The sequence below is a fragment of the Mesorhizobium sp. LNHC209A00 genome (assembly GCF_000502915.1).
Classification (GTDB): Bacteria; Pseudomonadota; Alphaproteobacteria; order Rhizobiales; family Rhizobiaceae; genus Mesorhizobium.
The window spans coordinates 21011-34691 of record NZ_AYWT01000022.1 but is presented as its reverse complement, the minus strand read 5'-3'; the positions used below and the strand labels follow the sequence as shown (position 1 = coordinate 34691).

Here is a 13681-nt window from a genome sequence, read left to right as displayed (position 1 = left end):
TGCCGGATGGGGCTATTTCAAGAGCCTAATTTGACATGGAACTGTTCGCTATCGCTGCAACGGGACGCGGATCGCCTTCAACCGCGCGCTTATTGCTTCTGCAGCCGCCTTCGGAGACTTGTTGCCCCTGAGGGCCATATCGACTTCCTCTCGCATAGTCGAGGTGAATTCATCGTATTTCGGGCCGAGGAAGCGCGAAGGCCGTATGATGGCGTTTGTCGCTGCCGTGTACATATCCGGGAATATCGCATTCGACTTCAGCACGGCAGGGTCACTATAGAGTGCCCCAAAGGCTGGTGCGTAGCCACCTTGGATGGCCCGTTCTTTCTGAACCTCGATGCCGGCGAGAAACATCACTAGCGAGACAGCCTTCTTACGATGAGGAGAATATTTCGACACTGCAAGTTGCCAACCGCCAAGAACACCTGTGCGATTGCCCAAATTTCCGCCGCGCGGAAGTGAGATTACGCCAACCTTCCCTCGGAGTTTGCTTGATTTTTCTTCAGCAAGGTACAGAACGTACGGCCAGTTGCGCATGAAGGCGACATTGCCATTCTGAAATTCTTGTCGCGCCGCCTCCTCGCTCAAACCCACAACCCTTTTCGGAGCAATCTTTCCGATCCAGCCGGTCATCGTCTCCAGAGCATGCTCGGTCGCGGCGGTATCTATGGAGAGACCACCGTTCCCATCATTTTTCACCTCACCGCCATAGGCATTTATCATTTCGAGCGCGAAGCACGTTAGCCCTTCCGCTGCGAGGCCGTTGAAAAGGAAGCCTTGAAATTTTCTGACGCCGCGCGCCCGCTCGCCCCTCTGGATTTTGGCTGCACTCTCAGTTAGCTCCTCCCAAGTCTGAGGCGGATTAAGGCCATACTTCGCCAGCAAGTCTCTCCTATAAAAAAGTAAACCGGAATCGACGAACCAAGGCATAGCGACAAGACGGTCGTTCACAACTGCGGCGTCGAGCGCATTCGGCAAGATCTCCTTTTCTACGCCATTTGAGTAGGCGTAGAGGTTGACTAAATAGTCCGCGAGCGTGCCTGACCATGTTACGTCGATCTGAACTATGTCCAGATCAGTTGACTGCTGTTCGAAGCTCTTTCGATAAAGGCTGAGTCGGTCGTCCATTGGCCCTGGTGCTGGGATTACCTTAACCTTGTTGCCAGTGCTTCGGGACCACATCGCGACTTCCCGTTCACAAAATGTCAGCTCTACCCCGGGTGTTCCGCACGAAATGGTGACTGGACTGTTGTCAATAGTGTCCGCTGCGCTTTCATCGTCCACGCGCATCGCGTCTGAAACCACGAGTGCTCGTTGTAGTTCGGCCAATCTGACATGCGCCGCCGCCGACCATGGACTTCTTGGGAACTGCTGGGTGAAATGCGCGAGACTCATCTGATCGGCAGCGATCCCTAATGAGTCCCACGCAGCATCGTCTGGCAGGGGAACCCCTTGCTTTGTTGCGGCAGCGATGATCGCCAGTTTCGGAAGTGTCCCGTACAGAGCAGGTTGCTGAAGTCCACCCGTCGCGACAATGACTTCGTTCCGCGTGCGATTAAAAGAAGAGTCGAGATCGAGGCCCGGCTCGCGAAGAGATTTCACCAGCGAGGTGACAAACGGGCTGTTAGCAAACTGCCCACCTTCGCGGGCAAGCTGCCCTGCCTTCGCCGACAACATGACTGCAACGTCACCTGCTTGCTTGGGGGGCGCCAGGCCGCCGGCGTTCCGGTGGTCGCCTGCCTTCCGAGCCATCAAGAACGGATTGTCGCGAGATGCGTCGACAATAACAAGACGCACCTTTGTGGCATTAGCTGTCGCTGCAGTCAGCTGGCTTAGCGAAATTGCTTCTTTTTCGACGTCCGCGTCCGTTAGGAGGCGCGTGTCCACGGGTAACATGAAGTCGTCACCGTTAACTTCAATCCCGTGTCCGGCGTAATATATAACTGCCCAATCGGCGTGATCGGCAAGTTCCTCGAATGTTCTGATCCGCGACAAAAACCGATCTCTGGGCAGATCGGCTTCGAGCAGGACGTTAGAAAAGCCAAGTTCGGAGAATGCAGCCGCCACTGCCCTGGAATCGCGTTCAGGATCGACCAGCGGCCCCGCGGAGGCGTAGCGTGAATTACCGATAACCAACGCCACGCGTCGCTCAGAAGCTGACCCAGCCACCTTCGCGAATGCACAGTTCGGCGGGGAACCGAAACCGCACACAAAGGCAAGCATTAGAAATGTCATCAAAATCAAGCGACGGATCACCATAATGGCCTCGCATCAGCTCATCATCAATATCCTAACGCGTTACGCGGACGCGCGGAAGCCCTTTCATCTCGGCGATCGCCGCTCGCTACCCGCCCCCTGCACGTTTGATTTACCGCTGATCTCAGATATAGAACCACCCAGCAAAGCACCGACTCGTGGTCTTCAACGTCTTCCAGACGCGACGCGCGTTGTTCTCGAGGCCTCTGTCACTGTGAGATTTCGCGGTCGGTTGCCGATCCAATCATCCGAAGCGGCGACGGCTCCACTGGTCCAGCCACTCCTGAAGTTCCAGCTTCTCGCTGTCCGAGAGTATTGCATTGACCTGGTTGAGCCTGTTCTGCGCCTCCTCATTGCCTTCGCGAAACGACAGCGTGAACCAGAACGCCGCCTCTGTCAGGTTCTTCTCTGTCCCTTCACCAGATAGATAGAGGAACCCCAGGTTTATGTAAGCTGCCTGACTGCCGAGATGGCTGCTTGAGTGCAATACTGGTAGGCGCGCCTAGCATCTTTTCGTGTACCCACACCGTCCTTGAGACAATTGGCGTAGTTCACCAACGATGGTGCGTCGCCAAGATTCGCCCCCTTGCCGAACTCTGCAAAGGCGCGATCAGGATCTTCCCCACGCCCCAGCCATTCAGATAGAGCAATCCGAGCTTGTCATATGCAGTGGTCCAATTCTGCACTGCAGCCTTTTCAAACTAGAAGTGAGCTTTTTGGTAGTCCTTGGCGACGCCATCGCCGCGTATATACATGAAACCTACGTTCGACTGATCTTCCGGATGTCCTCGCTCTGCCCGCCTTTTCTAGGTTCTGCTTGGCCCCAAGCCCCTTGCGGTAGAAGTTGCCCATATTGTGGTTGGCGCTTATGTAGTTGGCCTTCATAGCCTCAGGTTCAACACTGCCGCTTCCTCACCCCGGCCTGCCTTCTCCAGCGCACGCGCAGGCTCCACCTTAAAACGCATCTTGCCGGGCTCTGCGGCAACAGCCTTCTCGCAGGCCGGGATGAAGGGATGGACCAGCAGCTCAACCGGCGCGCTGGTCGGAGAAGCGGGGTATGGCGTTGTTATTGCGACGCGATGATGATCTCACTGGCGCCGACCCTTCGATCGAACGGCCTCTCGATTCAGCGGAACGACGACGGATGGCGGAGCGCTGCCACGAGATCGTTTGGACCAATGGTGCAGACGCCACCGTACAGTTCATCGAGGAACATGCGATCGGCGCTAAGCGGAAACCGTCTGACAGCGGCACAACACAATGTTAATATCTTGGCCCGGGGCTAGGTTATTGATGCGTCGGGCACTCTTTCGTTGCGCAATTTTTGGGCAAGCATGGCGTCTTACGAGCAAACGCGCATTCAGTCGACGAACCGGTTCGATCCCGGTGTGCGCCTCAACGACACTTATCAGCTAGACGAACTTATCGCGTCGGGTGGGATGGGGGACGTCTACCGCGGCCACAATATCGAGACTGGCGAACCGGTAGCGATCAAGACCGTGCGTCCCGAACTGGTCGGGGACGATAAGGTATTCGAGTTGTTCAAAAAAGAGGGCATGATCCTCGGCCGTCTCAATCACCCGACCATCGTTCGCTACTATTCCTTCTCCCGGGACCCCAACATCGGGCGACCTTATTTGGTGATGGAGTTCGTGGAAGGGGAGTCTCTGGCCGACCGCATGAGGGCCGGTCCCCTCACCTTGGAGGAAACTCGACAACTTTTTGGTCCGGTGGCCGCCGGACTGGCGCTAGTCCACAAGGCGGGCGTAATCCATCGCGATCTCTCGCCCGATAACATTATCCTTCAGCACGACAATGTGATGGACCCCAAGATCATTGATTTTGGCATTGCTCGCGCCGCCAGCTCCGGCGAACACACTATTCTCGGCGGCAGCTTTGCCGGAAAGTTCAGCTTCGTCTCTCCCGAACAACTTGGTCTGCGCGGCCGGCAGGTGACCAACCGTTCAGATATTTATAGCATGGGACTGGTTATGGCAGCCGCGCTACGTGGCAAGCCGCTTAACATGGGCTCGTCCCCCGCGGAAGTGATCGAGAAGCGCTCCACAGTGCCCGACCTCAGCGAGATCGATCTCAGCCTGCGGCGGCTATTGACAGCAATGCTGCAGCCCGATCCTGAAGACCGGCCGCGCAGCATGACGCAAATCAGCCACTGGTTGCAGCTGCCAGCGGATCCAACGGCGGTGTTCTCGCTCGAGGGCACCATTCCCCACGCCTTCGGTCAACCCGCTCTAGATGTCCAGTCCGAGGCCCAAAAGCGCAGCTCGTCTGCTGTGATAGCTAGTCTTGAGGGTTCCTCGCAGCAGCAGGCGCGCGATGACCCGGCGCGCGCTGCTATCCAAGCCGGGGCCACCAGCGATCCGGTTATAAGGCCGGCTTTGGCTAATGCTCAGTTCGCAAAGCACGTCCCGCCGGTGCTGAAAGGCCAGACGATTTTCCGGGCGCAGGAGAGCAAGTCTGCCGCGAAAATTACCAGGAGCGTGGGACTGTCACGTACCGGCCTGCTCGCGGGCGTGTTTCTCGCAATCACAGCTATCGCCGGCACAGGCGCATATTTCTCGGGATTGATCGATTTTGGAAATGGCAAAACCGATCTCACAGATAACGGCGACAAAGCATCTGATGTTGGCTCAGGCGGAAACGGATCTCCATCATCCGCCAACAGCCAAACTGTTCAGCCGACCCCACCCACCGCCAAGCCGCCCGGTACCAATTCCGCGGTTAGTCAGCACACGACGCCGACCGGCCCGGAACAGCCCAGCGTCAACACCCAGGCGGAGGAAGCCTTCGCTCGCGCGGATCGGCCCCTTGCCAGCAGCGAGGTTACCCATGACAGCACCGCCACGGGCGCGGGGCAAGTCGAGGAGGGTAAGCCGAAGGCTGTGAAACCAAGCGCGGATGGCGCTGGCAACACGGGATTGAGCTCCGGGCCAGTAGCATCGGCGAAGGAACAGAGCGACGGCGGCACGACGCAACCTTCTGTCGCGCTCAGCAAGAACGCTACGTCGGACGAGACAAATTCGGCCTCAGCATTTAGCCCAGACGAATGCTTCTTCGCCTCAATCATAGCCCAATCGGACAACGCGATGGCGATCAAGGGCATTGGCCTCTCGATGGCGCCATTCGATCGTATTAAGTCCGCGCTCGCCTCTGCGGGCAGTGGCGACGCTCACATAGACGGCCACATCATTACAGCCCGCCAATGTCCGATCACAGCCTTTCTCAAGACAATCAACGATTCGACCAGTGACAACCCGAACCTGAATCTCACCAAGCTTGGCAGCGTGGGCGGAGGCGAAGTTGCCGGCACTGTCACCAACGTCGGTTCGCGGATGCTTCATCTCTTTGCAGTCGACGGAAAAGGAACGGTCTTCGATCTGCAAGACGATACGACTACCGTCAACGCCACATCGCTGTTCAAAATGACTCTTTACGATGCGCACTCAAACTTCATGCCGCCCGGCATCATCGTCGCGCTGACGAGCATCAGAGCGATCGATCTGAGCCAAGCTGGCGCTGCAGCTTCCGGTTTGCCCGCATTGGCCGAAACACTGGCGAGGCGTGGCGACGTGACCGGAGTAGACTTTGGTTTTTTTTCATACGACGAGGAACAACGCTCAAGCGCTCAGTAGAATCTGTTTCTGGTTTGCCGTTTCTCTGGCAAGAACCTGGACGAAGCCGCGAGGCCATTAGCGGGGCAAAACCTGGCCAAGCCCGGTTCGTACTCCACCCGCACCACGGGTTCAGACCCATGAAGGTCCGTCGGGCCGCAGAACTGACTGAGTAAGGCGATCAATACAGCAGGTATCACCAAAGGAAGCGGGTTCCGCTCTGGCGCGCGGCGAGGGTAGCAGCGCGCCTCCCAGGCCAGAAGCATGAGCTTCTCGATGCAGGGCAGGCGGCATTCACCGAACTCAAGAACCTCTGTGTTTGCAACAAGTCGAATGGCGGCACGGGCAGCTTCTATCGTTCGAAGCATGAACTGGTTTTCGTATTCAAAATAGGAACCGCCCCTCACACCAATAGCTTTGAGCTCGGCGAGACGGGTCGATACCGTACCAACGTCTGGGACTATGCCGGCATCAACAGCCTGGGTGCCAATCGCATGAGCGAGCTTGCCATGCGTCCCACTGTAAAACCAGTCTCTCTGGTCGCCGACGCGATCAAGGACTGCTCGCGTCGAAACGAGATCGTACTCGATCTATTCGGCGGTTCTGGTAGCACGCTCAAGAGAGAGATCGGCCTCACACCAATGCAATGGCGAGTGCGCGAAGCCATTTGAGCGATTTCCGTAACCGCCGACACCCATCGCACGCGAGTGAATCACTGTCGACGTTGTTTGGGCGCGTCCAAGATAGAACCGATAGGACCAACAATAGCCATCTTCGTTAGACCCCGAACTGTGGAAGCGTGCGCTCGACGTTCGCTTACACATAGCGCCACACGGCTAGGGCCGGTCAAAGGGCCACGACATACGCAAGGAGGCAAGACGCTAAGCGCCTGCCAAGGTGCTGCCAATGGTGAGGAGCGCGGTGATGCCCATCCGTCGAGAAAAAAGGCCGCTATGCTGGGCTCATGGAGCGGCCTTCGGCTTCTCTGCCTGGCGGGCCTGCCACGTTGAGACAAGGAACGTGGCCATGGTTCCCGAAAGATTCACCGCCAGCTCGGCATGACGGGGCAGGGGTCGTGATCGCTTTGGCCCCGGACTATGTGCGTCACCCAACTTGCTGCGCAGCGAGCCAAGCAGCTCAACGATCTGCTGACAGCTGCCGAGCAGCTGCCGGAACGTCTGCTCGGTGTAGTCGTCGGGCGCCAGCTTCAGCGTCTTGGCAAGTTTCCGGTAGAGAACCGGTAGGTCGTCCTTGTCCTCATAGGTCTCGCCAGCTTCATCGATAATCCATTTGCAGACATCCTCGAGGGCTTGCGTATCGCAGGGCTGGAAGAGGGCTAGCCATTGCGTGGGCGAGAACCCGTGGTCGAGGTATGATGCAGCTCCTCGGCGAGGACGATCTCACACTTCCGAACGTCCATCGCCGATTGCCGCTTTGCGCCTCATTTCGGTCATTCGTGACGCATTCGGCAAATTCTGAAATTGGCCGTCGCTCTCGTCTCCCCTTTCATCGCGTTCTGATGACAACGGTTGGGTGACGGCCTGCAAGGAAAAAGCGGAGGATTGCAGGGTAAAAGCGAAGGATGGCGTCTAGGGCGGCCGGATTCGCTGGCGGCAGGAACGACGACGCCTTAGTTTGTTGGCTCAAAGAGTCCTGCGATTGACGATCGCGTTGGGCCAACCCAAAAGGAACACCTCAATGCTGTCGTCTTCGACCCTGGCCCTGGCCGCGACCCTGTCCGAAAAATTATCTAACCCCTTCTTAGAAAAGGTGCTTGCGGGCTCGCTCGGTGTTGCCTGGGACAGCGCCAATCCTATCAGAGCGAACCTTTTCGCGGCAGGTATCCGGGAACTCGTGACCTACGTCCTTCATGATCTTGCTCCAGATGAGCAGGTGAAGGCATGTGATTGGTATTTGCTCGACCAGGAATACGCCGCGAAGAACAACCTTGAGACCAAGGGCAAAATTACTCGCATTGATCGAATGATTTACGCGACCCAGGGTGGCCTTTCGGACGATTCTCTTGAAGAACTAGGGGTCAACGTCGAGGTTGATCACAAGAAGCTGAGATCAGCTATGGACGAACTTTCCAAATACACCCATGTCAGGCCCGGATCCCTACTCGAAGGCGATGAAGCCGTGAGTGAGTTCATGCGGAACACCTTTCACGCGGTGATCCGATTTCTCGATGCAGTCACCGAGGTCAGAGACGCAGTTGCAGAGGCCGTTTCTCAGACAATCAATGAGGTGGCCGACCAGGCTTTAACAGAAAGCGTTGTCCAGGAACTTGATGAGCTTTCAACGCATACGCTTGTAGACGAGGTAGTCGCTCACGACATCCGTGTCGTAGCGATGGGCCCAAAGGAGATCGAATTTCGAGTAAACGGAACGGTTTACGTTCAACTGAACTACGGTTCGGGATCGGATTTTCGCCGCGGCGAAGGTGTGTCTCTCTCAGACAAATATCCCTTTTCGGTCAGAATGGCTGCCTCCGTTGCCGACATGCGTCCCTACACACTGGAGCGTGCGTCCGTGGACAATAGCAGCTTCTATGAATAAGCGGCGGCTCCTAGCCGATTACTGCTGGCCTTCAAACAGATCCGAGGAAGCCACGGCGCACGGAGTAGTTTGCCTACCGACGACGGTCCAAGTGAAGGTCCGACACCAGTCATATCGACGTCGCGAGGTAACCTGATCACTCACCGAAACGAAGCGGCTTCTCGGCAACTTGTGCGGTCTCTTTGTCGCGGGTGATAGGGTTTACTTTTCTCAGCTCTGCCAGACCTTCCTTGCCGGCCGCTTCCAGCACCGACAGCAGTTCCCGATAGCCTTGCACGTTCTGTGCGGCTTCCGGGACGTCTGCACCCATCTCAACAATCTTGGATACATCGAAGGGAAGAGGGGGCGCCCTGAACCCGCCTTTGAGAAGCCCGCTGTAGGGCGAGAACGACATAAGCATCAGCCCTGCAAACAGATGGCGGTCCCAGACCACGTCATACGCGGCGCGTTCTTCATCGGTCGTAAGACGATTGTACCCGGGCTTGCCAAGCATCTCGTAGTAGGTGTGGAAACCGTGCAGAGAGTCTTCAATTGCCCACAGCCGGTTGCGATACCATTTTTCGAAAAAGCGCTCCTGGAATTGCTCGAATGTCACCAGATTGATGTTTGTCGCGGCGACCGCCTCGATCGCCCCAGATTGAAAGCCCTCCCGCGAAATAATGTAGCCATTATTGGCGCCCGTCTCCTGCATGACCGTGCGACACGCATGCACGATCTCCTTCGGAATCCGGGCTTTCCAGTTCTTGCATTCGCATACGGTGATGCTGGTAATCCCATCCACGGTCTCTTCGGCCAGTACGTCGACATCCACGCTACCGCGCGGCAACTTTATCGTCACCTGCCTTGTGGCTTTCATCCCGCACTCTGCAAGGATCGCCTGGATTAGGTCCTCCAGCTCTTCCCAATTGTCCGGGATCCTCGCCGTAATCAATGGCACGCAACGCTCCTCTTTATATTAGCGGAAGCTTTGGTGAGGAATCGCACGCGATGAAGCTTCCGAGTAGTTTAATAGTAATAACCAGGCGGCCTTGCAGGCGATGCACGCTACCTCATTGATCTCGACGCGCCCGATTTTCGGCTGAAGACTATTGATCCACACCACAGCGTTCGCCGTATTTAGGCCAACATAGATTTCGTTGGGCAGTCAAACGGTGAGCGGAGCCCTTGAATTTGTCGTTCCAAATGGGCCGATTCCGCCTGGGTGCAACGATCAAGGTTCCGAAGGCGCCAATTGCAACTGACGATAATAACTGTGTCTGAAACCCTTGTCGTCATCTCTCCAGTTGGTAGGGTATTTATCGCCTCGGCAACCTCAAGCCGTTATCTTTTATCTGCTCGCATTTTGACGTCAATATCTTAGCAATAAACTACGGAAGAAACCCCTCTGATTCACGAATTTTGCCACAAGTTGGCGCCCTGCGAAAATCCGCAGAAATCCGTCATGGTCTGAATTGACCGGCGTGATCTGTGGCGCGTTTGTGGCGGATCGCCTTGCGCAAAAAGGCCGCCCAACTCAGACTTAAGCATTCAGTCAGTCCACCAATAAGTAAGACCTACCCCATTTTGCTTGAACCGATTAGGCGCGGTTCGATAAGGTCGCGACAGGGAGGGCCACCGTGTCGCAAGTTGTTTCGGATTTTGTAAGCGCCTACACGCGCGAGTACGACTATTACCGGTCGGCGTCGGCGATTTGCAGCCTCCGCTGTGAACAGCTTTTGGCGACCCAGGGGATTAGGGCTATAGTTAGTCACCGCGCCAAGAGGCCAAATAAGCTCTTGGCCAAGCTTCAGCAGAGAAACAAGGATAAGAATTACCAGAATCACGATGAAATTCGGGCCGACATCCCGGACCTAGCAGGTGTACGGATCGCGCTTTATTTTCCCGGCGACCGCGAGAGGGTTAAAGCGATCTTGAGCGAGAAGTTCGATGTCCTTAAGGCAAAGGACTTTCCCGAGAAAGGCAAGTCCCGCAAGGACTCAAAGCGTTTCGACGGGTATCACGCCGACCACTATCGTGTCCTGATGCCCGCGAACGCGTTGGAGGATGGCGAAAAATCATACGCCACTGCCGCAATCGAAATCCAAGTCGGTTCCGTTCTCATGCACGCCTGGGCGGAGGTCGAACATGACTTGGTTTACAAGCCTGAGAGCGGTATGCCTTCGGAGGACGAGCACGCGATACTCGATGAATTGAACGGCATGGTCATCGCGGGAGAGATCGCGCTTGAGCGGCTTCAGAAAGCCGTGGAACGTCGATTGAGCAGTGCTCAGGATACGCAATTCGACAATCATTACGAGTTGGCCGCCTACTTGTACAAGTGGATGCGGGGCAATGTGCCAGAAGGCACGGAGCCCACGATCGGCCGGGTCGATATTCTTTGGGAGTTGCTCAAGCGAGCGGATTTGAACAGCCCAGGAAAACTACTGCCCTTGCTGCCGGACGCTGCCGCCGCTTCCAGCGGGTCTGCTTTATCCGATCTGCTGGCAGACGCGGTGCTGGAATTGTATCCAGAGCTGTATTCGTCTTACGGAACGCTGCAGTCTAGCCTGGCGACCCCAGACACATCCGCGCAACCCTCTCCACAGGCCACCGAGCGAGCCGACACAATGGGGGACTTTCTCTCGGCATGGGTCACGCTCGAACGCACATTCAGAATATTGGGAGCGGACCTTACCTCTAAGCGCGGCTACGTCGACCCCCTCAAAGGCGCCGCATCGATAGAACTTTCGGCAAGTGCGTTGGAAACCATAGGCGGAATCCGACGCCTTCGGAACAATCTGGTCCATGGGATCGACATCCCACCGCGCAAGGTGTTGATGGAAGCGAGGAATTCCTTGGATTCCGTCTTCCAGGAGCTAGAAAACCATCAAGAGGCGCGGGTCCGTGACGCCTTCTCCGAGGCGAGAGACCCCACAACTCGACCATGATTGCCGCAGCTCGAAGAATCGTGGGAACCAGCCGCATCTTGGATGACATATGGTCGATACCCTAAGCAAGTCAGCGCGATCCGAACGAATGTCTCGAATTGGCCGCAAGGACACAAAGCCGGAGATGGTTGTTCGTCGCCTAATTCATTCGCTAGGCTACCGCTATCGCCTACATCGTCGCGCCCTGCCGGGACGGCCAGACCTTGTTTTTCCAACGCGACGGAAGGCGATTTTCGTGCATGGTTGCTTCTGGCACCGACATTCCGATTCGGGCTGCAAACTGGCGCGGCTCCCAAAATCGCGTGAAGAGTTCTGGATACCCAAGTTGGAGGCTAACGCAGAGCGTGACAGCAGAAACGAGCAAGCTCTCGATGAGTTAGGTTGGGAGGTTCTTGTAATATGGGAATGCGAGATGAAGGATCGCGCTTTGCTGAAAAGCAAAATACAGGTATTCTTGGACGATGAAATCAATTGAACTTTTTGCTGGCGCTGGTGGACTTGGGATAGGATTGCACGACGCGGGATTTAATCCGGTGAACGTGATCGAGTGGGATTCCTATTGTTGCGACACAATCCGCGAAAACAAGAAGCGGGGGATCTCAGCGGTCAAAAACTGGAAGGTCACGGAAGGCGATGTGCGGCTAGTCGACTTCAGACCGTATGAAGGAAAAATTCGCCTCGTGTCAGGCGGACCACCTTGCCAGCCGTTTTCGATGGGTGGCAAACACGGCGCGTACGATGACGCGCGAGATATGTTTCCCCAAGCCATACGCGCCGTGCGCGAGACAAGTCCACAAGCCTTTATCTTCGAGAACGTCAAGGGACTGACGCGGGCAACCTTCCGCAACTATTTCGAATATATCAAGCTCCAGCTAGAACACCCTGAGATCAAGCTCCGCCGCGACGAGGAGTGGGGGGATCACCTGGCGCGCCTGGAACAGCACCACACGAGTGGAAGCAAAGCCGGTTTGAATTACCGTGTGATTACCCAGGTTGTTAACGCAGCCAATTACGGCGTTCCGCAAAAACGGGAACGCGTGATTTTTGTGGGTTTTCGCGAAGACCTCGGCGTGAGTTGGCATTTTCCGCTTCCCACCCATTCCCGCGAGGCTCTCCTGTGGAATCAGGTGCACGGCGACTACTGGGATCGCCATAGAGTCGCCAAGAAGGATCGTCCGCCGCAATCTTCCAGCGGGCAGAACTTCGATCCAGATAAGAAAGGGCACCTGCTTCCATGGCGCACCACCCGCGATGCGCTTGTCGGTTTGCCTGATCCGGAATTTGATCCTCGTGGCAGTAAGAAATTCTTGAACCATCGACTGCAAGCTGGGGCGCGCTCCTACAAGGGTCATACCGGTAGTGCACTGGATGAACCCGCCAAGACGCTAAAGGCTGGAGTACATGGCGTTCCCGGGGGCGAGAACATGCTCGTGCGCCCAGATGGATCTATCCGCTACTTCACCGTTCGCGAAAGCGCGCGCCTGCAGACCTTCCCAGATGACTTCCTGTTTCATGGATCTTGGACCGAGACCATGCGCCAACTCGGGAATGCCGTGCCCGTCGACCTAGCTCGCATAGTAGGCGAAGGTGTTGCCAGTCATTTGCCGAGGAAGGCCGCGTGACGGGCAGTCCCTACAATCCTCTCGATAAGGCAAACCTTGCAAAGAGCATCGAGTTTGAATTGCTCGGGCGCGCACCCGTTCCGCTCCCGGCCGTGAACAATGTCAAGGGCGCGGGCATCTATGTAATTTACTACGTAGGACGATTTCCTGCATACACGCCGATCGCGGCGAGAAACGCGGATGGCGCTTATGCTCAACCGATCTATGTCGGCAAGGCGATACCAAAAGGCGGGCGCAAAGGGGGCTTGAGCGCTGATGCTTCCAAGGGTCGTGCCTTAGCTGATCGTATCGCGCAGCACGCGGCCTCTATTGAGCAGGCCACCAACCTGGACAGCCAGGACTTTTCAGTTCGGTACTTGGTCGTAGATGACATTTGGATTCCCCTTGGCGAAAACATGCTGATCGAGACGTTCAAGCCTTTGTGGAACCGCGCCATTGATGGATTTGGAAATAGAGACCCGGGCAATCGCCGCGCGACACAGTATCGCTCGTCCTGGGATGTCCTTCACCCAGGTCGCGCCTTCTCAACAAAGTTGGCGGAAAGCCCACTGACCAGGGAGTTCCTAGAGCGGCAGGTATCGGATTATCTCGCGGGCAGACCTTTGGAAAAGCTCCCGAAGGCTCTCGAGGATCAGCAAGCCGCGGAACAAGCCGAAGCGGAGCAGAGCGCGGACGAAGTCTAGTTGCT

Annotated in this window: 10 protein-coding genes and 1 pseudogene; 7 read left to right on the top strand and 4 right to left on the bottom strand. The window is 56.4% G+C overall.

The genetic code is table 11. The features are described 5' to 3' along the window. Nucleotides 1–48: 48 nt before the first annotated feature. Both X739_RS1000000167325 and X739_RS139020 read right to left on the bottom strand, forming a co-directional pair. The gene (locus tag X739_RS1000000167325) at nt 49–2259 is read right to left on the bottom strand and encodes an extracellular solute-binding protein (protein ID WP_023796167.1); all 2211 of its coding nucleotides are present in this window, start codon (nt 2257–2259) and stop codon (nt 49–51) included. A 241-nt stretch (nt 2260–2500) separates the two neighbouring features. Continuing rightward, a complete protein-coding gene (locus X739_RS139020) occupies nt 2501–2743 on the bottom strand; it encodes a sel1 repeat family protein (protein ID WP_023796166.1) in 243 nt (80 codons plus the stop codon). Nucleotides 2744–3590: 847 nt separating this feature from the next. Here X739_RS139020 and X739_RS1000000167320 point away from each other — a divergent pair. Then, nucleotides 3591–5906 (top strand): serine/threonine-protein kinase, encoded by a 2316-nt coding sequence (locus X739_RS1000000167320; protein ID WP_023796164.1) that lies wholly within the window; start codon nt 3591–3593, stop codon nt 5904–5906. A 245-nt stretch (nt 5907–6151) separates the two neighbouring features. Further along, nucleotides 6152–6502 (top strand): annotated as a pseudogene (locus X739_RS1000000168675) (DNA methyltransferase); the annotation flags it as partial. A gap of 345 nt (nt 6503–6847) precedes the next feature. Here X739_RS1000000168675 and X739_RS1000000168670 read toward each other — a convergent pair. Continuing rightward, complete coding sequence (locus X739_RS1000000168670; protein WP_280940069.1) at nt 6848–7168, bottom strand: abortive infection family protein; 321 nt, start codon at nt 7166–7168, stop codon at nt 6848–6850. A gap of 415 nt (nt 7169–7583) precedes the next feature. On the opposite strand from X739_RS1000000168670, the gene X739_RS139030 reads away from it, so the two are divergent. Then, nucleotides 7584–8444 carry a hypothetical protein gene (locus tag X739_RS139030; RefSeq protein WP_023796161.1) on the top strand — a complete coding sequence of 287 codons (861 nt, stop codon included), beginning with the start codon at nt 7584–7586 and terminating at the stop codon, nt 8442–8444. A gap of 136 nt (nt 8445–8580) precedes the next feature. Here X739_RS139030 and X739_RS1000000167315 read toward each other — a convergent pair whose 3' ends face one another. Further along, on the bottom strand, nt 8581–9381 hold the full coding sequence (locus X739_RS1000000167315) for a restriction endonuclease (RefSeq protein WP_084056533.1): 801 nt from the start codon (nt 9379–9381) through the stop codon (nt 8581–8583). Nucleotides 9382–10060: 679 nt separating this feature from the next. Here X739_RS1000000167315 and X739_RS1000000167310 point away from each other — a divergent pair. From X739_RS1000000167310 to X739_RS139040, 4 genes are read left to right on the top strand one after another with little or no spacing between them, the layout of a single operon-like run. After that, the gene (locus tag X739_RS1000000167310; protein WP_023796159.1) at nt 10061–11371 is read left to right on the top strand and encodes a RelA/SpoT domain-containing protein; all 1311 of its coding nucleotides are present in this window, start codon (nt 10061–10063) and stop codon (nt 11369–11371) included. Between the two features lie 49 nt (nt 11372–11420). Further along, on the top strand, nt 11421–11846 hold the full coding sequence (gene vsr, locus X739_RS0135790) for a DNA mismatch endonuclease Vsr (protein WP_031252504.1): 426 nt from the start codon (nt 11421–11423) through the stop codon (nt 11844–11846). Continuing rightward, nucleotides 11833–12993 (top strand): DNA cytosine methyltransferase, encoded by a 1161-nt coding sequence (locus X739_RS139035; protein WP_023796158.1) that lies wholly within the window; start codon nt 11833–11835, stop codon nt 12991–12993. The genes vsr and X739_RS139035 overlap by 14 nt, the downstream gene beginning before the upstream one ends. Beyond that, nucleotides 12990–13676, top strand: coding sequence for an Eco29kI family restriction endonuclease (locus X739_RS139040; RefSeq protein ID WP_023796157.1), 687 nt, complete (start codon nt 12990–12992; stop codon nt 13674–13676). The genes X739_RS139035 and X739_RS139040 overlap by 4 nt, the downstream gene beginning before the upstream one ends. Nucleotides 13677–13681 lie beyond the last annotated feature (5 nt).